Annotated in this window: 13 protein-coding genes and 3 pseudogenes; 12 read left to right on the forward strand and 4 right to left on the reverse strand. The window is 70.2% G+C overall.

What is annotated here, in order from left to right; all coding sequences use genetic code 11:
• The first annotated feature begins 217 nt into the window (after positions 1-217).
• From IPL61_13200 to IPL61_13215, 4 genes are all read left to right on the forward strand, one after another.
• Positions 218-391, forward strand: coding sequence for a hypothetical protein (locus tag IPL61_13200; protein MBK9032252.1), 174 nt, complete (start codon positions 218-220; stop codon positions 389-391).
• Positions 392-408: 17 nt separating this feature from the next.
• Entirely contained in the window at positions 409-735 is a 327-nt protein-coding gene (gene tnpB / locus IPL61_13205; protein MBK9032253.1) for an IS66 family insertion sequence element accessory protein TnpB, read from the forward strand.
• 147 nt (positions 736-882) lie between these two features.
• A complete protein-coding gene (locus IPL61_13210; GenBank protein ID MBK9032254.1) occupies positions 883-2,514 on the forward strand; it encodes an IS66 family transposase in 1,632 nt (543 codons plus the stop codon).
• 173 nt (positions 2,515-2,687) lie between these two features.
• On the forward strand, positions 2,688-6,095 hold the full coding sequence (locus tag IPL61_13215; protein ID MBK9032255.1) for a TM0106 family RecB-like putative nuclease: 3,408 nt from the start codon (positions 2,688-2,690) through the stop codon (positions 6,093-6,095).
• Between the two features lie 128 nt (positions 6,096-6,223).
• Here IPL61_13215 and IPL61_13220 read toward each other — a convergent pair whose 3' ends face one another.
• Positions 6,224-6,481 carry a helix-turn-helix domain-containing protein gene (locus tag IPL61_13220; GenBank protein MBK9032256.1) on the reverse strand — a complete coding sequence of 86 codons (258 nt, stop codon included), beginning with the start codon at positions 6,479-6,481 and terminating at the stop codon, positions 6,224-6,226.
• A gap of 121 nt (positions 6,482-6,602) precedes the next feature.
• Between IPL61_13220 and IPL61_13225 the strand changes: the two genes are divergently transcribed.
• From IPL61_13225 to IPL61_13235, 3 genes are all read left to right on the forward strand, one after another.
• Complete coding sequence (locus IPL61_13225) at positions 6,603-7,856, forward strand: MBL fold metallo-hydrolase (protein ID MBK9032257.1); 1,254 nt, start codon at positions 6,603-6,605, stop codon at positions 7,854-7,856.
• A gap of 163 nt (positions 7,857-8,019) precedes the next feature.
• Positions 8,020-8,397: a hypothetical protein gene (locus IPL61_13230; GenBank protein MBK9032258.1), complete on the forward strand. Its 378-nt coding sequence runs from the start codon at positions 8,020-8,022 to the stop codon at positions 8,395-8,397.
• 46 nt (positions 8,398-8,443) lie between these two features.
• Positions 8,444-8,656: a hypothetical protein gene (locus IPL61_13235; GenBank protein MBK9032259.1), complete on the forward strand. Its 213-nt coding sequence runs from the start codon at positions 8,444-8,446 to the stop codon at positions 8,654-8,656.
• Positions 8,657-8,979: 323 nt separating this feature from the next.
• Here IPL61_13235 and IPL61_13240 read toward each other — a convergent pair whose 3' ends face one another.
• The 3 genes from IPL61_13240 to IPL61_13250 are packed head-to-tail and all read right to left on the reverse strand — an operon-like array spanning position 8,980 to position 13,468.
• Positions 8,980-10,494, reverse strand: coding sequence for a DUF2357 domain-containing protein (locus IPL61_13240; protein MBK9032260.1), 1,515 nt, complete (start codon positions 10,492-10,494; stop codon positions 8,980-8,982).
• Positions 10,495-10,496: 2 nt separating this feature from the next.
• Positions 10,497-10,886 carry a hypothetical protein gene (locus tag IPL61_13245; GenBank protein ID MBK9032261.1) on the reverse strand — a complete coding sequence of 130 codons (390 nt, stop codon included), beginning with the start codon at positions 10,884-10,886 and terminating at the stop codon, positions 10,497-10,499.
• A 38-nt stretch (positions 10,887-10,924) separates the two neighbouring features.
• Entirely contained in the window at positions 10,925-13,468 is a 2,544-nt protein-coding gene (locus tag IPL61_13250) for an EVE domain-containing protein (protein ID MBK9032262.1), read from the reverse strand.
• 234 nt (positions 13,469-13,702) lie between these two features.
• On the opposite strand from IPL61_13250, the gene IPL61_13255 reads away from it, so the two are divergent.
• The 5 genes and pseudogenes from IPL61_13255 to IPL61_13275 all read left to right on the forward strand — a co-directional run bounded on the left by IPL61_13255 (position 13,703) and on the right by IPL61_13275 (position 20,669).
• Positions 13,703-14,650 (forward strand): hypothetical protein, encoded by a 948-nt coding sequence (locus tag IPL61_13255; protein ID MBK9032263.1) that lies wholly within the window; start codon positions 13,703-13,705, stop codon positions 14,648-14,650.
• Between the two features lie 390 nt (positions 14,651-15,040).
• Positions 15,041-16,246: a PD-(D/E)XK nuclease family protein gene (locus tag IPL61_13260; protein MBK9032264.1), complete on the forward strand. Its 1,206-nt coding sequence runs from the start codon at positions 15,041-15,043 to the stop codon at positions 16,244-16,246.
• Positions 16,247-16,589: 343 nt separating this feature from the next.
• Positions 16,590-18,287: pseudogene (locus IPL61_13265) on the forward strand (DUF4011 domain-containing protein).
• A gap of 171 nt (positions 18,288-18,458) precedes the next feature.
• Positions 18,459-18,821 (forward strand): annotated as a pseudogene (locus IPL61_13270) (AAA family ATPase).
• A 1,068-nt stretch (positions 18,822-19,889) separates the two neighbouring features.
• Positions 19,890-20,669, forward strand: a pseudogene (locus IPL61_13275) (hypothetical protein).
• The last annotated feature ends 547 nt before the right edge of the window (positions 20,670-21,216 follow it).

Raw genomic sequence — 21,216 nt, forward strand, 5'->3', positions numbered from 1 at the left:
CCGCTGCACCAACCGCATTCTGGCGTGACGGATGGCCGGGGCGCATCGTGAGCACCGATGACGGACACGACCAGCAGGTGGCAGAAGCGTCGCGCGGTGGCGGGCGAGCGGCGAGACCGCGGAGGCGTTCAGCGCGCGTGAGGGGTTCGCGGCGAGCACGCTGCGGTGGTGGTCGTCGAGGCTGAGGCGCGAGAAGCCGCCGGCATCCTCGGTCGGGATGGTGCAACTCATCCGCGTGCCCTCCGTCGCGGCAGCGCCGCCCCGGCCGGCGGCCGGCGCCGTCGTGGTCGAGTTGCTGGAAGCGCGGGCGCGGCTCATCGTCGAGGCTGGCGTTGACCAAGCGACCTTGTCGACGGTGCTCGCGGCGCTCGGCGTGCGAGGTCGCGCGTGATCCCCGCCGGCGTCGAGGTGTTCGTCGGGCTCGAGCCGATCGACCTGCGCTGGGGCTTCGACCGGCTGGCTGGGCTGGTGACCGAGCGGCTGGAGCGCGACGCGCGGTCGCGGGCGTTGTTCGTGTTCTTCGGCAAGCGGCGCGACGCGCTCAAAGTGCTGTTCTTTGATGGCACGGGCCTCTGCCTGTTCTACAAGCGGCTTGACGCCGGGACGTTTCGCCTGCCGCTCGCAGCCGAAGGCGAGCACACGCTGCTGATCGAGGAGCGTGCGCTCGACGACCTGCTGGACGGCGTCGATCTCGATCCAGGGCCGCCTCGACCACGGCGGACGACGCGGCACTGACGATCACGCACGATTCCTGATCGCAGATCTCGACAGATCGATCGCGAGTCAGTAGGAGGAGAGTGCGTGCTCGACGACTCGACGTCTCTCGATCAGGTCGCGCTCCGCGAGCGTGTCGTCGCGCTCGAGGCGCAGCTCGGCGCCGCCATGCGCGAGGCCGCCGCGTACCGCGACGAACGCGACCGCCTGCGCGAGGCCTACCGGCACCTGCAACTCGAGCTCGAGCTGCAGCGCCGCCGGCTGTTCGTCGCCAAGGCGGAGCGCATCGACACCGCGCAGCTCGACCTCGAGTTCGCGGCGACGCTCGCCAAGCTCGAGGAGGTCGCCGGCCGACTGAGCGAGGACGAGCCGCCGGCCGGCGCCGAGCCACCGCCGGCCGCCCCCAAGCGCCGGCCGACCGGGCGGCGCACGCTGCGCGACCTCGACGTGCCCGAGGAACGCATCGTCATCGTCGACCCGCTGCTCGACGGCAAGGCCGTTCGGATCGGCGCCGAGGAGACGTGCCAGATGGTCTGGCGCCGTGGCGGTATGATCCGGCTCGTGACCGTGCGCATCAAGTATCACCCGGCGGGCATGCCCACCGCCGCCGACCGCGACCCGGCGATCCGGATCGCGCCGCCGCCGTTGCAGATCCTGCCGCGCTCGATCGCCGGCCCGTCGCTGCTCGCCCACATCGCGAGCGACAAGTTCTGCGATGGCCTGCCGCTCTACCGTCAGGAGGATCGGTTCAAGCGCCTCGGCGCGCCGATCGATCGCGGCTCGATGAGCCGATGGCTCGAGGAGCTGGGCGCGATCATGGGCGGCTCGATCGTGCACGCGATGCGCACCGACGCGTTCGCGCACGCCTTCTGCCTGGCGACCGACGCGACCGGCGTCCTGGTCCAGCCGCTGCGCGACGGCGACAAGGTGCGGCGCGCGTGCCGGCGCGCGCACTTCTTCGTCCAGCTCGCCGACACCGATCACGTCTTCTTCGAGTACACGCCGAAAGAGACCTCGGCGGCCGTCGGCGAGCTGTTCCGCGGCTTCGCCGGCTACGTCCAGGCCGACGCGAAGAGCGTCTACGACGTCCTGTTTCGGCCGCCCGACCGGCGCGGTCCGCCCGACGACGACGAGGTCGACCGAGCAGTCCGGCTCGAGGTCGGCTGCTGGAGCCACGTCCGGACCAAGTTCTGGGAGGCGGCGATCACCAAGGACGTGGTCGCGCGCGAAGGCCTCGCGCGCATCCGGCGGATCTTCGAGCTCGACCGCAGCTGGCGCGGCCGGCCACCGGCCGAGATCAAGTCGCTCCGCGACCTCCACCTCCGCCCGCACGTCGACGCCTTCTTCGCGTGGGTCGACGTCGAGTACGAGCAGGTCAAGGCCCAGCGCGGCTTCCTCCGCACCGCGCTCGGCTACGCCCACCGCCAGCACGGCCCGCTCGTCCAGTTCTTCGACGACGGCCGGCTGCGGCTCGACAACAACGCCGCCGAGCGCGCGCTGCGCCGGATCGCCGTCGGTCGCAAGGCCTGGCTGTTCGTCGGCAGCGACGACCACGGCCAGGCCGCCGGCAACCTCCTGACCCTGGTCGCGTCGGCACGCCTCCACGGCCTCGACCCTGAGGCGTACCTGCGCGACGTCTTCCGCGTCTTCCCGCACTGGCCCCGCGACCGCTACCTCGAGCTGTGTCCCCGCGATTGGCCCGCCACCCGCGCTCGCCTCGACGCCGCCCAGCTCGACGCCGAGCTCGGCCCCCTCGACGTCCCGCCGCCGCCCTCGTCGGAGCAGCCGGCTACGCGCTGAGCAGGTCGCGGTCGTCACGCCCTCAAGCTGCCACCGCCGGCGTCAGCCGGGAAGGATGCGGTTCGTGCAGCGGATACGACACGTCAGCGACCTACGCAAACAGCGTCACAGCCGGGTAGCCGCCGCCGCCGCCGCCCCCGCGCGATCAGACCCGACCGCTACTGTGCCTCCCGATGCGCTTGGTGGATGGATCCTGGCGGCTGGTGGCCACCGACCTGGCGGGCCACGTCGGGTGCGCGCACCGCACGTCGCTGGCGCGGGCGCATGCCGACGGCAGCGGGGCGGGGCCGCCGTCGTTCGATCCGGTGCTCGAGATTCTCGCCGAGCGCGGCCGGGCCCACGAGGACGCGTACCGGGCGCACCTGATCGCCAGCGGGCGCAGCGTGGTCCGGCCTGGGGACGTCGCGGCGACGCGAGCGGCGATCCGCGCGGGGGCCGATGTGATCGCGCAGGCGCAGCTGGATGGCGGCCTGTGGGCGGGGGCGGCTGACTTTCTCGTGCGGGTCGACGCCGCGAGCGCGCTGGGCCCGTGGGCCTACGAGATCCACGAGGCCAAGCTGGCCACCGAGACCCGCACCGGCGCGCTGTTGCAGCTGTGCGTGTACGCCGAGCTCCTGGCGGCCGAGCAGGGCGTGCCGCCGCCGCGCCTGCGCATCGTCGCGCCCGGCGATGGCGACGATGGGCCGTTCCTCTTCGACGATCATCGCTTCGATGAGTACGGGGCCGCGTACCGGCGGTGGCGGGCCGAACTCGAGGCCGTGGTGGTGACGCCGGTGCCGACCTACCCCGAGCCGTGCGCGGCCTGCGACACCTGCCCGTGGTTCCGCGCCTGCGACGCGCGCTGGCACACCGACGATCACCTGGCCCTGGTCGCGGGTGGCGGCCGCCCGCAGCGCCGCGAGCTGGGGCGTCGACGCATCGAGACGGTCACCGCACTCGCCGCCGAGCCGCGTCCGCTCACCTGGCGTCCGGTGTACGGCAGCGTCAACACCTACGAGGTCCTCGCGCACCAGGCCGCGCTCCAGGTGGCCGCGCGGGCGGTGCCGGTGCCGCCGGTCGAGGCCTTGCCGGTCGAGCCCGACCGCGGCCTCGCGCGCCTGCCCGCGCCCGACATCGGCGATGTCTTCCTGGACCTCGAGGGCGATCTGTTCATCGGCCGCCGCGGTCAGGAGTACCTGTTCGGCTGGGTCGCCCGCGACGGCGACACCTGGCGCTACCACAGCCGCTGGGCCGACGACGCGAGCGGCGAGCGCGGCGCCCTGGCCGACTGGTTCGCGTGGCTCGAGCCGCGCCTCGCGGCCCACCCGGGCCTGCACGTCTATCACTACGCGCCGTACGAGCCGGCGGCGTTGCGCCGGCTGGTCGGCATGACCGGCGTCGGCGCCGCGCTCATGGACCGCCTGCTGCGCGAGCACCGCTTCGTCGACCTGATGACCGTCACCCGCCAGGCCCTGCGCATCGGCGTCGAGTCGTACGGCTTGAAGCCGCTCGAGGCGGTGACCGGCTACGCCCGGGCGGTCGAGCTCGAGGACGCGCGCCTCGACCTGCGGCGCGTGCGCGTGCTGCTCCAGCGCGGCGACCCGGGCGCCATCGCGCCCGCCTGGCGCGCCACGGTCATCGGGTACAACGAGGACGATTGCCGCTCGGCGCTGGCCCTGCGCGACTACCTGGAGGCGTGGCGGGCGACGCTGATCGCGGACGGCGTCGGGGGGCCGCGCCCGGTCGTGAACGTGCCCGAGCGCAGCGAGGAGAGCGAGGGCCTGCGGGCCGACATCGCGGCGTGCGAGGCGCGCCTGCGCGCGCGGGCCGCGGACGAGGATGGCGACGCCGCTGTCGCGCTCGCGCGCATCGCCGACCTGGTCGCCTGGTACCAGCGCGAGGCGTCGATCGCCTGGGGCGAGTTCTTCCGGCGGGCAGACAGCGACGACGACCAGCGGTTCGACGATCCCAAGTCCCTGGCCGGGCTCGAGTTCATCGAGACGGTCGCGCGCGTCGGCAAGCAGCGCAGCGATCGCGAGCGCTACCGCTTCCCGGCCCAGGACGTCACCATCGAGGACGACTCCGACGCGTACGTCGATGCCGGAACTGGCATCGGGCGCATCGACAGCATCGACCTGGACGCCCGCACGGTCGTCATATCGCGCAAGGATGGCGGCGCCGCACCGCTCACCTCGCTGGTCACGAAGCACATCGTCGGAGCCAGGCCCAAGGACCGCGAGCTCCTGCGCATCGGCGTCGACCTCGCCGAGCGCGGCGTGCCTGCCGACCGCGCGCCCTCGCTGGTGCGCGACCTGCTGCTCGCGCGCGCGCCGCGCGGCGTCCCGGTCGTCGGTGGCAGCCTGGTGCGCCCAGACGAGGCGCCGGCCGACGCGTGCGTCCGCATCGTCGGCGGGCTGCGCGGCGCCGTGCTGCCCATCCAGGGTCCGCCCGGCACCGGCAAGACCACCACGGCGGCCGCGATGATCCTCGCGCTCATTCGCGCCGGTCGCCGCGTCGGAGTGACGGCGACCAGCCACCCGGTCATCGCCCACCTGGTCGCGAAGGTCCTGGAGCGCGCGCGGGCCGACGGCGGCCGCATTCCCGTCGCGGCGCTGCGCACCGACGGCGAGGCTCGCGCCGATGGCATCGAGACCATCGGCAGCGCCGAGAAGGCCGATGACCGGGTCGGAACGCTCGACCTGCTCGGCGCCACCACCTGGCAGTGGGCGCGGCCCACGATGGCCGCCCGCGTCGACGTGCTGTTCATCGACGAGGCCGGCCAGATGTCCCTGGCCGACGCGCTCGTCGCGTGTGCCGCCACTGACAGCCTCGTGCTCGTCGGCGACCCCCAGCAGCTCGAGCAGCCCATCGCCGGCAGCCACCCCGACGGCGCCGCCGTCTCGGTCCTCGAGCACCTGCTCGCGGGCCGCGCGACGATCGCCCCTGACCGCGGCGTGCTGCTGGACGCCACGCACCGCCTCCACCCACGCCTGTGCGCGTTCACCAGCGAGCAGTACTACGAGGGGCGCCTCGTGCCCGGCCCCGCCGTGGCGCGCCAGCGCGTGCGCGTCCCTGGCGTGACCGCGCTCGACGCCTGCGGCGCGTTCTGGCTGCCCGTCGATCACGAGGGCCGTCGTGGGCGCAGCAGCGAGGAGGCCGAGGCCGTGGCCGCGCTGCTCGAGCGAATGCTCGGCGGCCGCGGCGGGGCCACCTGGATCGGCCCCACCGGCGCGCCCGCGCCGCTGCGCCCCAGCGACGTCGTCGTCATGGCCCCGTACAACGCCCAGGTCGACGAGCTCGCGCGGACCTTGCAGCGCCGCGGCCTCGGCGACGTCGTGGTCAGCACCGTCGACAAGTTCCAGGGCCGCGAGGCCGCGATCGCCCTGTACTCGCTCGCCGCGTCGACCGCCGAGGACGCGCCCCGCGGCATGGACTTCCTCTACAGCCGCAACCGCCTCAACGTCGCCACCTCACGCGCCCGCTGCGCCGCCGTGGTCGTCGCCAGCCCCCGCCTCTTGCGCGCCGAGTGCCGCACGCCCGCCCAGCTGCGCCTGGTGAGCGGCCTGTGCCGCTGGGTCGAGGTGGCCGGGCGGGTGGGGTAGGGCGTCTTGACGATCGGGCTCATTGACGAGGCCGGCCAGGCTGCGCCAGATCGGCCGCGAACGGACCTGGACGCGCGCGCTTGTTCACTGACGCCGGCACCGTGTGCAGGTCCAGCGACGATGATCGCTCAGGGCGCCCGACGAGCCGTCGAAGCGACGCGGTCCCGCGCGGTCCACAACGCCTCGAGTCGCCGACGAATGAAGCGCGCGCGCCATTCGCAGACGGTCTGGGGGCTCGTTCGAAGCCGCGCAGCGATCTCGACGCTCGCGACGCCGCCGGCGGCCATCAGGATGATTCGTGCACGGAGTCCGACAGCGGCTGGCGTCGCGCCCGTCAACCGCGACCACGACGACAGCGTGCGGCGCTCCGCGGCGGTGAGCACCACGGGGGCTACGGGGCGTCCTCGCGTCGCAGACTTCTTCAAGGCAGCACGTTCGACAGCCAAGGATACCCGCGGGTTAGCGGCGTTTCCAGGAAACGTCGGGCGTGCCCGGTATTAATCCCCCATGGGACTTTCCTGTCGCATCCACCGGGGCGCCCACGAGATCGGCGGCAACTGCATCGAGCTCGAGTCGGGCGGGGCGCGCATCGTGCTCGACCTCGGCCGCCCGATCACCGCGGCGGAGGGCACCGATGTGCCGCTGCCGCCGGTGCGCGGGTTCGACGGCAACGATCCGTCACTGCTCGGCGTCGTGCTCTCGCACCCGCACCCGGATCACTACGGGCTGATGTCGAAGCTCGCCCCGTCGGTTCCGATCTTCATGGGCGAGGCCGCCAGCCGGATCCTCGCGGAGGCCGCGTTCTTCACCCCGGGCGGACTCGCGACCGCGCCGCGGGGCTACCTGCGTCACCGCGTGCCCTTCGACCTCGGCCCGTTCCGGATCACGCCGTTCCTCAACGACCACTCGGCGTTCGACGCGTACTCGCTCCTGGTCGAGGCGGACGGCCGTCGGCTGTTCTACACCGGCGACATCCGCGCGCACGGGCGCAAGGCGCGGCTGTTCGAGGAGTTGCTGCGGCGGCCGCCCGACCGCGTCGACGTGTTGCTCATGGAGGGCACCCACGTGCGCGCCGACTCGGACGGCCGCGCGCGCGGCCCCTCCGAGCGCGACGTCGAGGCCGCGTGCGCTGACACGTTCGCGTCCACCCGCGGCATGGCCCTCGCGCTGTACTCGGCGCAGAACATCGACCGCCTGGTCACCATGTACCGCGCGGCGCTGCGCACCGGTCGAGACCTGATCATCGACCTCTACACCGCCGCGATCGCCGCCGCGACCGGCCTGGCGTCGATCCCGCAAGCGGGCTGGCCGCGCGTCCGCGTGTTCCTCCCCAATGCACAGAAGGCCAAGGTCCTCAGGCACCGCGCGTTCGCCCGGACCGACGCCGTCCGCGACCGGCGCATCTACGCAGACGAGCTCCGCGATCGGCGCGACCAGCTGGTGATGACGTTCCGGGCCTCGATGGCCAACGAGCTCGCCGCCACCGGCTGCCTCGACGACGCCGTCGCCGTCTGGTCGATGTGGCCCGGGTACCTGCGCGAACCGTCGGGGGTCGCGCTGGAGGCGACCTTCGAGGCCCACGGCATCCCGATGCACATCCACCACGCCAGCGGCCACGCGTTCATACCCGACCTGCAGCGCCTGGTCGGGGCGATCGCACCTGAGCGGGTCGTGCCGATCCACAGCTTCGCCGGGGATCGGTTTGCGGCGTTCTTTCCACGTGTCGCGCAACAGGCCGACGGCGCTTGGTGGGATACTTGAGAGACCTCATGCGCACCGCCCAAGGGATCATCGACGACGTTCGCGACGAACTGTTGACAGCCGGTGAGGCGAGATCAGGCAGCGTCGCAAGACGATCGCTCGCCTGGTTGAGGCACGTGAGCGGTGGCCAGGCGTCACTTCGCTCCTTCTGCGACGCGAAGGCATGCACTTCACGATCGACCAGAGCCAGATGCTGAAGGCCAACAAGTCGCTCTCCCTGAAGCTGCTCGTGCTCGGCCACCACGTCGCCATCCTGAAGTTCTTCCCTGACGGCAAGCGGTCGCCGGAGGTGACGGTACGAAGGGATGAGATCGCCGCCCACGGGATCGGCGCCCCCGATGAGCCCATGCAATGGTCGGGAAACGCCAAGCACGCAGCTCTGCTGCGAACGTTCATCGCCTCGTGCAACGCCAAGCTGTCAGCTCGCACGGCAGAGTTGCAGGTACAGCTGCAGCTCGTCGACCGGTTGCGAGGCCCGAAGGCCGGCGACCGCGCGGTCTCCAACCTGCAGCCCGTGGTGCCCTTCCGGGTTTCCGACTGAACTCGCCACAGTCGTTGACCAACGCGGGAACTCCGCCACGGGCAACATGGACATCCTGGCGCGCACCGGCCGCGGGCCTGCCGGCGGCCAGTTCGTCGTACTCGAGCTGAAGAAGCCCAAGCTCCCCAAGAAGGACGTCGCTGCCGCTTTCGAACAAGCGATCGGATACGCGGCCGCCCTCACGTTCGAGGCGAACGGATTCGACGAGGCGAAGCCCATCGACGAAGTTGTGCACTACCGCCGCCTCTTCTCACGCTAGGCCGGTACTGGCGCCGACTACACCAACAAGCCGCTGGTCGCGCATGCAGCTGTCGTTCTCCACCGCGGCAACAGCGACGATGCGAAGCGCGTGCTCGAAGCACTCGAGCTCAAGGGCACCCACCACAGGCGCGCGGCAAGGGGCTCGCGGTCGGCGCGTTGGTGTACGACGCGAAACTATCGGGCAAGCAGTGGGTGCTCGGCGACATCGCGTGGCTCGAGCACGCGGGCTCGTGGCGGCCCTGACGTCGCGACTACATTGACAGGTCGTATCCGCTGCACGCGGGTTGGGTGAGGTGGCAGCGCGACGGCACAGTCGCCGCCCTACGCACCGACTAGCCGCGACAGCAGGCCGCGCAGCTCGTCGCGTCCTCCGGGCTCTGGCCGCAAGGGCGTCGCGCCGACCGCGCCCCAGGTGCCGCCGTCCTGCGTGGCGTACTCCTGGAACGCGATACCGGGATACATGACCCAGGCCGACCGGGCCGCGCCGATGGCGTCGCGGTAGGCGTGCATCTTGTGGACGTCAGCGTTCAAGAACGAGCCGCCGTCCGACACTTTGAACTTGGCGTCGAGGACGTGGCACTCGTCGTGCGGGCACCACAGCGTGACGTCGGGGCGAAGCTCCGTGGAGTATGAGCCGCTGCTGGTCTCGCCAGGGAACGTCTGGTTGTACGAAGCCCGGTGCTGTGACGGCCAGCGGACCTCGAACCCCTGCGTGACATTCGGGCCCCAGAACGCCGGCGTGGTCCGGATCGCCTGGGTGGGTGGCCCCAGGATCTCGGTCAACTCGGCGACCACCGCGAAGTAGGTCCAGAGTTCGTACATCACCGCGATGTTGCGAGCCTCGAGCAACTCGAACGTGTCCGCGTGCGACAGCGGCAGCGCTTGCGAGGCGAGCATCAGCCGGATGTGGTGGCGAAGCACGTCGCGGTAGCCGCGCCGTGCCTGCATCACCGTCGACGCCAGCGGGAGCTGGGTCAGGTCGCCTACATCGTTCCAGATCGGATGCTGGAGCCAGCCGCCTACCAGCGCGTCCATCCAGGCGCAGTCAGAGGTCAGGCGGGCACGCAGGAACGAGGCCTCGCCTTTGGCCACGCGTCCGCGGACCTCGTCGATGATCCGACGTGAGTGGAGCAGGAACGCCCGAACGAATCGATTCTCGAGCGTGTCGAGGTTCTGCACGGTGCGCGGCTGGTTGAGCGTGCTCGGCAGGTGGCCGCTCAGTGCCTGCGCCAGCGGGAGTCGTGCGGTGCGGCCGCGCACAGCCGCAAGCGCGCCAGGGCGCGTCAGCGCCTGCAGGGTCACGGCGTCGACGAACCGGCCACGGTCGAGCGGAACGACCTCCCGCTCGGTCTCGAGGCGTCGATGCGGGTCCCGGAGCACGGCCTCGAGCGCGGTCTGGAGGCGGTCTGGCTCGGCTGCGTGCTCGCGGAGGATCTGCCGCAAGTAGACGAACGCGTGGTACCCGGCGGGATCGTCTGCCTGTTCGGTGCGTCGGTAGGGCAGTGCGCCGGCGTTGGCGTTGGTCGCGAGCGGGAGGTCCGCGCAGATCGAGACGACGTCAGCCAGCATGGCGTCGAAGTGCGCCTCCTCCCATTTTCCGGAGTGCACCTCCAGTGTGATGCCTGCGGTCGTCCGGAACAGCCCCACCGCGTTTCCGAAAGTGAGGCGAAGGTGCGCGGGCGTCACACGGTCAGCGGCCGCCCCAACAACGTCCACGATCGAATCGAGGGCTGCCGGCTCGCCCTCGAACTCCCAGGTCTTCTCCGCGACAAGTCGTGGCCGCGATCCCGGCGTGAGCGGGTGCCACTGCGTCGTCTTGCGCTCGCGATATTGCACGGCTATTCGATGAAGGAGGTGAAGCCGCGGGCGGTGAGGCGGCGCTGCATGCGCCAGAGCTTGCGCGCGGAGCGCGGCAGCCTCGGCTCCGCATCGCCTTGACCGAGCAGTTCCAACACGCCGCTGCGCACGGTCCAGGCCCCTGTTGTCGACGGACTCTCTTCGCCGACCGCAAACGCGAACAGCGCCGCGAGCACGTCCCTCAGCTCATGGGTGGTGCCGTGCAGCTTCGGCAGGACCTTCGACAAGATCGCCAGGTCGAGGGCGCAGCGCAGTGTCTCGATCTCTGGCGCAGCCTGCGTCGCCGCCAGCTCCAGGAAGCGCGCGATCGCATTGGCGACGCGGAATCCAAAGTGCCGGTCCTCGCGGGCTAGGACCTCGTGGAGCTTCACCACCTCGGCTCGAGAACCCGCCGTGGAGCTCGCTGAGCTCATTCCAGTCCGCGGTGCTCGGCTTCTCCCCAGTCGACGAGCGCGGTGAAGCCGTCCAGGCGCAACTCGTCGTCGGAGGGGCTCGCGGCGCCGTGCGCGTTCAGGTCGACGTCGTGCAACTCCATCACGAACGCGCGATCGAGCACCTTCGGGCTGAACATGTGCGTCGTCTCATCGACGTTGACGGTGCCTGTGAAGAACAGGTTGGGCGGTACGTGCACCTTCTTCCGGGATCGCCACCAGCTCCGGGTCGTCGCTGTCCTCACCGGCTTCGATCGAGTCCTGGTCGTGTAGCTCGAGCGGCTCGTCCGACTCCATCGCGGACAGGAAGTCGAGAAGTAATGCTCGACCCGGGCGAGGTTCATCTCATCGAGGATGACGAAGAACCGGTGGGGCGCCCGCTGCTCGGCCTGCGCCCGTGCGACCTCGTCCTGGGCGCGGAGCAGCAGTCGCAAGAAGGGGGTCGTCTCGTAGCGACGCGAGATCGGGTTGTAGAACCCGAGCAGGTTGCGACCGTCGGTCCAGTCCGGGCGCACCGCGATCACAGCGTAGTTCTCGAGCTCGGTCGTGGTCTCGGTGTACTGCGCCTGGACCAGGTCGATGTGCGGTTTGCCATCGAGCGACGGCCGGAGGACCAGCTCGTCGCCGACCTGGAACGTCGCCTTGAACCACTGGGTCAGTTCCTTCCGGAATTGGACCGTCGCGACGCGGTCCTCGTGGGTCTGCGACACGTGACACGTCCACACCTGGCCCCCTGCCCGCAACTCCACCTCCGAGATCTTGCCATCGCGGAAGAGCTCATCGCGCAACGCCACGGGCATGACGAAGCGGCGGTACTTGAGCATGTAGGGCGCGACCCGAATGGTCACCGCATCGTCCGGCGGCTCGCTCGTCTGGCGGGTGGTGAGGCGCGGCCGGAAGTGCCGCGCCACACCCCGCGCGAGCATCGTCTTGCCGGTGCCCGAGATCCCGGTGAGGATCACGAAGCGCTTCGTCTGCAGCGCCAGGAGATAGTGGCTGACCGTCTCGTCCGAGAAGAACAGACGATCCTTCTGGAGAGACGCCTGGATCGCGTCGTACGCGCCGAGCGGCGGCGCTGCGGACGGGGGTGGTGCCTTCCCGAAGATGATCGCCGCCAGCTCGGGCGCGATCGCGGTGACCGTCCGCAGCCCCCACAGCGGTTGCGGCTCCGGGAGCGTGCGCGCCAGCGAGATGTCCCAGCTGACGCTCACCGTGTGACGGTACTCGGGACGGTCGGGGCGGAAGACGTACGGCCCGGTCACCTTGCCGACCGCCAGCACCTCGGAGACCCCTCGATTCGCGACGACCTGGTCACCAGGGCGAAGTGAACGGAGCGTCCACAGCTCCTTCGCCTTGAGGGTGATGTGGCCCGGTGACGTGCCGGTGGGCCAGGTCTCCGCGAAGGCCTTCCGGGACTCGCCGAACGACGCAAACTTCGACAGGTCGCCGACGTCGTCCCATCCCACGCAGATGTACCCACCGAGGCGGCAATCGTCCCAGTACTTCGCCAGCTCACCCGGCGCGACCTTGACGAGGCGGCTGGGGCGACGCCCTTCGCTGAGCTCGCGCAGGACCGCCGCGTGCCTAGGGCTCAAGGCGAAGTTCGTGCCTTGCGCCGCTTGTAGAAAGCCGAGGTCTTCGAGTTCCACGTACGACAGCAGCTGGTCGCGGTCCACGGGCTCCGCGAGCCGCTGCTCGATACGAACGACGACGGCGCGCTCGTCCTCGGCAGGTTCGTCGGAGCGGCGGAACTTGGCCTCGGAGGCTCGTGGCGGCAGAACGTCTGGGTCCGTCGTCACGAGCGCGCGCGCCAGCAGGCCGCCGCCCTCCCCGGAGAGCCACAGGTACGCCGTATCGCCCGCGCGGATCTTCTTCGACTGCTGCCGGACGCCCCAGTTGAGCTCGTCCAGCTCTGCCAGCGCCGCCGGCAGATCGTACTGTTGCGGATTCGCCTGGAACAACCATGCCCGGGCCGTCGGCGCCGGTGCGGGGATCTCCTCGTAGGCCGGCTGGGCGAGGTTGCGGTCCAGGGTCGAGTTCAGGAAGTCGACGATCGCCTTGCAATGGGCGTAGTAGTACGGCGTCTGCTTGGCCGTCTGCGCCGCTCGATCGATGAACGCGTGGTGACCGACGACCAGGAGCTCCCGCGCCGCGGCCAGCTTCTCCGCCGGGACCGCGTAGGTGATCGTCCCTGGGATCGACTTGAACTGGTCGTCTGTCGACGTGGTAAGCGCTGCGAGCGCCTGGCTCGTCGCCGCGTCGATGGACGCGCGGTCGACCGGCACATAGATCACGTCCTTCTGCAGGGACAAGACGTAGGCGCGGCCCACGGTGATGTTGATGCGCGCCGGCCCGCGGAGCGAGGCGACCCACCGGGCGGCGCCGTGCGTCGCGGCGCGCTCGATGGCATCGGCGACGAACGCGGCGCACGTCTTGACGTGCGCGTCCCCGAACATCCGCACGAAGCTGTCGCGGATGTCGTTGACGGTCGCGTCTGGTTCGCCGGTCTTGCTGACGTCCATGCCGCGTGCGTACCGCGACGGCTGGTGCCGCGTCTATCGAGCGGCACGGGAGATGGCTCGGGCGGTGAGGGCGCCGCGGGCGGTCGCATCCGGCGATGGCATGTCTCGTCGCTGGCGCGTCCGCGGCCGGCGGCTGGATACCCTCCAAGCCGAGCTCGGCGAGCGTCGCGTTCCTGGCACGCGATCCTTGACCGCGACCCAGCCCGGTGGGCACGCTACCCACAGGAGTCGAACGTGAATCGCATCTGGTTGCTGACGGCTGCGCTGACGGCGGTCGGGTGTGGTGGCCCTCAACGGGCGGCAGCGCCGGTGGGGACGGCCTGGTACGAGGTGCGGTTTCGCGCGGCGGCCTTGCCGGCGGTTCGGGCGAACGGCGGGCCGTGGCACCTGGGTGGCCGGGACAACTCGCCATCGCTCTTGGGCGGACTCATTGGCCTGGCCGTTGGCTACCCAGAACTCGGCTTCGCGCTCGGGTCTTCGATGGTTGCCGATCCCGAACCAGAGGCTCCAGCACCCTACGTCGTCGTGAAGATCGACGGCCTTACCTACAGCATCTCGCCGATCGGCCAGACGCTGGCGCCCTCTTGGTCGCAGCCGATCGCGATCCCCGTCGGACGCCACCGCGGCGACGCCGAGGCGCTGGTCCAGGTACTCGACGCCGTGGACGACGGGGTGCTTGGCCAGCTGCGGTTGCGGGTTGATGACCTGGTGCGGCCAGGCGCGCGCACGCTCACGAATGTCGGCGATGTCGCTTCGCTCGATCTGGAAGTCCGGAAGGCCTCGGGACGCCCGATGGTCGGAGTCGATCTTTACGTCGACGCGCGGATGTCGCTCGACGACTTGATGGGCGGAAAGTCGACCCGGTGGACCGCCGTGCCGGTGTGGAACGGCGATCGCGTGACAGTGACCGCGACGGGGAAGGCGTGCCCCTCGGGACCAGATGAGTGCTTCGACCCCAACGGGGCCGAACCGGGCCGGTGGGCCAGCTACAAGTACCCCGGCTTCGCCGACGCCCCGCACATCGCCCTCGTCGCCGCACTCCCCGACCAGACGTTGGTCGTGGGCCGGGGGAAGACGTTCACGGTGGACCGAGCGGGCTTCCTCCTCCTCTTCGTGAACGACACCGACGAGGGGAACAACGAGGGCGGATTCCAGGTGCGCGTCGAGGTGAGGCCGCCATGAACGCGGTCTCGCCCCGGTCGACGGCTCCGAATTGGCGGCGACCGTTGGTGTCGAGAAGGGTTCCCGATCTCGCCTTCGCAGAGGAGATGGGGAACCTTGGGGCCGATGGCTGGGAACTCGTGTTTGCACGCCGGTCAAGCAACGGCGAATCGGGCACCGCTATGGAGATGAGCTACGAGTGCATCTTCAAGAAGCCCAAGTAGCAATCTGCGCGCTCCACCTCCGAAGACGCTGGAACGCAACGAGGTGAAGAAGGCCGCCCGTCCTCCTCCGCCAAGAAGGTCACCCAGCTGTTCTGAACGGCCGTCGGTGGACGGTGCCGATGGGCGCCGTTCCAACCGCCTAGGTTGAGGCCGACCGGCAACCGCATGCCCCGAAGGAGCCCAGACGATGGCGAGCGATACGGATTCAGTGAAAGGACTCGAGGCGCTCGTGGTCGAGAACAGGGAGTTGGAACAACTCGAGGCGCTGTTGTCTCAGTTCAACCTGTTCGAGGCCATCGGCGCGGTACGTCGCGAGCTCCGACATTCTGATATGCTGGCGTTCCTGCTGAGGCCGACCGAAGCGCACGGATTTGGCGACCACTTCCTGCGACGTCTCCTGCAGCGCGCGCTGGCGCGTGCAACGTCCAGCCCCACGGCCATCACGCCCGTGATGCTCGACGTTTCAGAACTCCACGAGGCAAGCGTTCGCAGAGAGTCGAACAACATCGACATTCTCATCATCGATGAGAGGAACCGGCTCGCCGTCATTCTCGAGAACAAGATCGACGCAGCAGAGCACTCCGAACAACTCCGTCGATACTGGGACCGCGTGGGGGCCGACTACCCCGGCTTCAAGCTGATCGGCCTCTACCTGACGCCCGACGGCGACGAGCCCTCTGACGGACGATATTTGGCCATTGACTACACGCTGATCGCGAACCTGGTAGACGAGGTCATATCGACACGCTCGTCGACGCTCGGTCCCGACGTCCGAGTCTTGCTATCGCACTACTCCCAGCTCCTGAGGAGACATATCGTGAGCGACTCCGAGATTGCTGATCTGTGCCGGCGCATCTACCGAAAGCACAGTCGCGCGCTCGACCTAATCTTCGAACATCGACCCGATCCACAGCAGCATCTTCGCGAGCTTCTGGAGCAACTCATCGCCGGCACATCGGGTCTGGTGCTCGACGACTGCAACAAGCGGTACATCCGCTTCGCGCCCGCGCAGTGGGACGTGACCACCCTCAAGGCAGGCACGGGGTGGACGAAGAGCGGCCGGATGCTCTTGTTCGAGTTTCAGAACAACCCGGGCAGACTCGTCTTGAAGTTGTACATTGGCCCTGGCCCCGCGCGGACGCGCGAACTCCTCCATGGCGTCGCGGCTGCGCACCCACATCTGTTCCCGAAGATGGCCAAGGCCCTTAGCTCCTCCTGGACGCAGCTCTACACTCGTGAGTTCCTAGCCCCGAATGCCTTCGAGGATGAGGACGCTGGGACGTTCGCGAAGGCTGCGCGTTCGCTGTGGGAAGCGTTCGTGAAGTCGGACCTGCCAGCCATACGAGATCTGGTGGCGGCTCAAGATTGGCTGGAGCCCCACGGACCGGCATGACCACGGGTCGTGAACGATCCGGTCGCGCGAGGACAGTGTTGCCAAACTGATCCGAATGCGGGGCCAGGTATGGGGTGGGGGGCAACCCACTGCTTCATCTGGGGAAGATCCGGAAGGGACCAGGGCAGGGTGGCTCGGTGGCGCGGCTGTAGGCACGTTCTGCTCCGTCCGTTGCCAGGCGATCGAGGCAAGCGATGCCCGCGCGGATCTCAGTCGGAACGCCTCGGCCCCAAAGCTGATGTCGGCGCCGAGATGCCGCCGCGGCTTGGCTGGCGGTCACCACGGACGATCCCCTGGCCACCGCGGCGATCACCCGCCTGGCCGAGTGTAAGATTCACGACCCATGGGCGGCGAGACATCCACGAGTAGCCTGCCTGCCGCGGCGGGCAGAGAAACGGGCATCACGATCGACGTCGAGGCCGCCCGCGATCTGAACCTCGCGATGGTCGCCAATGCTGTGCCGCTGGTGCAGCGGTTGAGCCTGTCGAACAGCGGGAGCGAGGCGCGCGACGACTTGACGGTCGAGGTCACGCTGGCGCCGGACTACAGCACGACGTGGTCGGCCCACGTCAGCAGTATCCCGGCGGGCGGGACGTTCACGTTCGACGTGGTCGACGTGCCGCCGGACCGGGCGCGGCTGGTGAGCCAAGTCGAGCGCACGGACGGCGTGCTGACGGTGGCCGTCCGCACGAATGATGCCGTCGTCGCGACGCGATCGCTGGCCGTGGGCGTGCTGGCCTACAACGAATGGTCGGCCAGCACGGTGCCGCAACTGCTCGCCGCCTTCGTGATCCCGAACCATCCGGCGGTGGCCCGCATCCTCGCCGACGCCCGCGCGGCGATCCAGCGGATCACGGGTGACCCGGCGCTGGACGGGTACCAATCGCGCTCGCCAGGCCGCGTGAAGGGCATCGCGCAGGGCATCTACGAGACGATCCAGGCGCTGGGCATCACGTACAGCAATCCCCCGGCGAGCTTCGAGGCGTCGGGGCAGAAGATCCGGACGCCCGAGCAAGTGCTCGAGCATCGGATGGGGACGTGCCTGGACCTGTCGGTGCTGCTCGCGGCGTGCCTCGAGCAGGTGGGGCTGCACCCGATGCTGCTGGTCCTCGATGGCCACGCGCTGCCGGCGGTGTGGTTGGTCGAGCACGAGCTCGCGGAGGGCGCGACGGACGACGGCCTCCGGTTGCGGAAGCACGCCGAGCTCGGGCGCCTGCTCGTGTTCGATTCGCCGGCGGTCGCGACCCGGCCGATCGTCCCGTTCGCGCAGGCGGTCCGCCGCGGCCTCGAGCACCTCGACACGCCCGACTTCCGCTTCGCCGTGGACGTCCGCGCCGCCCGGCGCCAGCGGTTCCTGCCGCTGCCGGCACGGGTCGTCGGCGAGTACGCTACGGTCGAGGCGGCGCCGGCGCCGGTCGTCGTCGTGGCGCCCAGCGGTCCGGTGCCCGCGCCCGGGGGCGACGCTGCGACCGGTCCAGCCAAGGCGGCGAAGATCCCGCGGGTCGAGAAGTGGAAGCAGCGGCTGCTCGACACCAGCCTACGCAACCGGCTGTTGAACTTCCGCCGGGACGGCAAGCAGGTGCTGCGGGTGCTCGGGAAGGACCTGCCCGGGCTCGAAGACGCGCTGGCAAGGGGCGCGTCGCTGCAGCTGCTGCCCCAGCCGGACGCGTTCGGCGACAAGGACCCGCGCGCGCGGAAGCTGGTTGACGAGCGGCTGGGCGACGACGCGCTCGAAGCGTTCCTGCGCGAGCACCGCGACGCCGGCGCGCTGCACGTCGATGTGGCGAGCGACGCGCTGTGGGGGCGCGCGACCGAGATCTTCCGCACGGCGCGCGAGAGCATCGAAGAGAGCGGCACGAACACCCTGTGCCTGGCCCTGGGCATGCTGCACTGGTTCGAGAGCGACACCAGCGAGGAACCTCGACTGGCGCCGATCCTGCTGGTGCCAGTGACATTGAAGCGCGACGCACGCTCGTCGCAGTTCTCGCTGACGGCGTCCGGTGAGGAGACGCGCTTGAACGCGACCTTGCTCGAGAAGCTGCGGAGCGAGCACGGGATCTCGCTGCCCGAGCTGGCCGAGCTGCCGGAGGACGAGGCCGGCGTCGATGTGGCTGCGGTCCTCAACGTCGTGCGTGAGGCCGTGGTGAACCTGCATCGATGGGAGGTCGCGACCGACGCGTACCTGGCCCACTTCTCGTTCGCGAAGTTCCTCATGTGGGCCGACCTCGAGCAACGCGCCGGCGCGCTGCTCGAGAACCCGGTGGTGGCGCACCTGGTCAACGGCAAGGGCTCGTTTCCGAATGCCGGTGCGTTCGTCGAGCCACAGGACCTCGATCGGCGATACGGACCGGAGGACCTGCTGTGCCCCCTCGACGCCGACTCGAGCCAGCTGGCGGCGGTCGCCGCCGCGGGTGAGGGCCGGAGCTTCGTGCTGCAGGGGCCTCCGGGGACCGGCAAGTCGCAGACGATCACGAACCTGATCGCGCACTGTCTCGCCCAGGGCAAGCGGGTCCTGTTCGTCGCGGAGAAGGTCGCGGCGCTCGACGTGGTTCACCGCCGCCTGTCCCGGGTCGACCTCGCGCCGTTCTGCCTCGAGCTGCATTCGAATAAGAGCAGCAAGCAACACGTGCTCGGTCAGCTGCAGGCGGCGCTCGACGTCGGGCCGGTCGCGCGGCCAGCCGACTGGGACGCATCCCTGGCGGCGCTACGACGCGAGCGCGACCAGCTCAACGCCTACGCCGACGCGCTGCACCGTGACCGCGCGGGGCTCACGGTGTTCAGGGCCTTGTCGCGGCTGACGGCGCTGCGGACCGAGCCGCGCGTGGCGCTCGATGACGCGTGCTCCCAGTCACCCGCCGAGATCACGGCGACGGCGGACGCCGCCAAGGCGCTGCAGCACGCGGTCGAAGCTCTGCCCGAGCTGTCGTCGGTCGCCTGGCAGGACTGTGCGCTGCCAACGTGGGACCTCGGTCTGGTGAACCGGGTCCGCGACGCGATCGATCGGCTCGAGGCGCAGCTCGCCGCCGTGGCGTCTGCGGGCGCCGACGTCGGGATCCGGCTGGCCGTGGTCCCGCCGGCGACCCTCACCGAATCGGCGGCGCTGGGGGCCGGGTGCGTCTTGATGTCGGACGCGCCACCGAAGGGCGACGAGTTGCTGGCGTCCGAGCAGTGGTCGGAGGTGCACGAGACCGCCACCACGCTGGTCCGAGCCGGGCGCGCCCATGATGAGGCCGCCACCGCGCTCGCGCTACGGTACTCGGAGGGCCTCTACGCGCTCGATCTCACCGCGTTGAAGGCCCGCTTCGATCGGTACGCGGGGGCATTCTTTCTGATCGCGTGGTGGATGTTGCGGAGCGCACGCAAGGTGCTGGCGGAGGTGGCGCGCGGGCCGCGTGTGCCCCGGGCACGGGACGTCGCCACGGATCTGGGGCTCGCCATCGCCGCCCGCGACCACGGCGAGACGATCGCCACGCTGGGCTCGCGCGGCCGCCCGATCTTTGGTCCCTTGTGGGACCCACCGCGTCGCGACTGGGCAGCGATGGAGCAGGCGGTCGAATGGGCGGCCGGCGTGCAGGCGGCGATGGCCCGGATCCAGCGCAGCGGTGAGCTCGTCGCGGTGGCGCAGGCCGGCGCCACCGACCCGATGATTCGTCAGCGTGGCGTCGAGCTGCAGGCGCACGTCCAGGCCGCCCGCGCGAGCGTGGCGGAGCTCCAGGCCTCGCTCGGCTGGCTCTCGGAGCCGGGGGCGGTCGAGCCTCCGGACGACGTCGCTGAACTGCGCGTGCAGGTGCTGGCGTGGCGCGGGCAGCTGCCCCTGTTGCGCGAGTGGTTCGCGTACCAGGAGGCACAGCGCGCGCTGCGGACGGGTGGGGCGCTCGGCCTGGTCGACGCCGTCGCCGCCGGCCGGATCGTCCCCTCGAGCATCGCCGCCGCGGCCGAACGCAGCGCGCTGGAGGCGTGGTTGGTCCGCACCAGCCACGACGACGCCGCGCTCAAGTCGTTTCACGGGGACCCTCAGCGCGCGCTGGTCGACGCCTTCGCGACGCGGGACCGGCGGCTGCTGCGGGACACCCAGACTATGACGCGTGCCCACCTGGCCGCGCGCGCCCCACGGGCCAGCATCGATGCCGCGGGCGGCAGCGAGCTCGGCATCCTGCAGCGCGAGCTGAAGAAGAAGTCGCGGCACAAGCCGTTGCGCAAGTTGTTCCGCGAGATCCCGGAGCTCGTGACGAGGCTCAAGCCGTGCTTCTTGATGAGCCCGCTCTCGGTCGCGCAGTACCTCGAGCCCGATGCCGTCCAGTTCGACGTCGTCGTGTTCGACGAGGCGTCACAGATCCCGACGCACGACGCGATCGGCGCGCTCGCACGCGGGCGCAGCGCGGTGATCGTCGGGGACTCGAAGCAGCTGCCGCCGACGACGTTCTTTCAGCAGGCGGGCGATGGGGACGGCGACGAAGACGAGTTCGACGAGCTCGAGAGCATCCTCGACGAGTGCGACGCGGCCGGTCTGCCGTCGCGTCGGCTCGACTGGCACTACCGCAGTCGCCATGAGGATCTGATCGCGTTCAGCAATCATCGGTACTACGACAATCGCCTCAACACCTTCCCGTCTTCGGCGGCCCGGGTGCCGCACCTGGGCGTGACGCTGCGGATGGTGGCCGGCGTGTACGACAAGGGCGGGGCGCGCACCAACCGGGCCGAGGCCGAGGCGCTGGTCCAGGAGCTGGTGGCGCGCTTGCTCGACCCAGCGCAGGCGAAACGCTCGATCGGTGTCGTCACCTTCAGCCAGCCGCAGCAGAAGCTCGTCGAGGATTTGATCGACCAGGAGCGCCGCAAGCACGACGCCCTGGCCAGCTTCTTCGATGACAAGCTGACCGAGCCGGTCATCGTGAAGAACCTGGAGAACATCCAGGGCGACGAGCGCGACGTGATGCTGTTCTCGATCTGCTATGGCCCCGATGGGAACGGAC

Source organism: Myxococcales bacterium (assembly GCA_016717005.1).
Taxonomy (GTDB): domain Bacteria; phylum Myxococcota_A; class Polyangia; order Haliangiales; family Haliangiaceae; genus UBA2376.

What these genes read in the sequence shown, in the direction of transcription:
- IPL61_13250 (MBK9032262.1), bottom strand. Translation starts at nt 13,468, where the DNA reads ATGGACGTCAGCAAGACCGGCGAACCAGACGCGACCGTCAACGACATC.
- IPL61_13235 (MBK9032259.1), top strand. Translation starts at nt 8,444, where the DNA reads ATGGACATCCTGGCGCGCACCGGCCGCGGGCCTGCCGGCGGCCAGTTC.
- IPL61_13215 (MBK9032255.1), top strand. Translation starts at nt 2,688, where the DNA reads ATGCGCTTGGTGGATGGATCCTGGCGGCTGGTGGCCACCGACCTGGCG.
- IPL61_13210 (MBK9032254.1), top strand. Translation starts at nt 883, where the DNA reads ATGCGCGAGGCCGCCGCGTACCGCGACGAACGCGACCGCCTGCGCGAG.
- IPL61_13225 (MBK9032257.1), top strand. Translation starts at nt 6,603, where the DNA reads ATGGGACTTTCCTGTCGCATCCACCGGGGCGCCCACGAGATCGGCGGC.
- IPL61_13200 (MBK9032252.1), top strand. Translation starts at nt 218, where the DNA reads ATGGTGCAACTCATCCGCGTGCCCTCCGTCGCGGCAGCGCCGCCCCGG.
- IPL61_13260 (MBK9032264.1), top strand. Translation starts at nt 15,041, where the DNA reads ATGGCGAGCGATACGGATTCAGTGAAAGGACTCGAGGCGCTCGTGGTC.
- IPL61_13230 (MBK9032258.1), top strand. Translation starts at nt 8,020, where the DNA reads ATGCACTTCACGATCGACCAGAGCCAGATGCTGAAGGCCAACAAGTCG.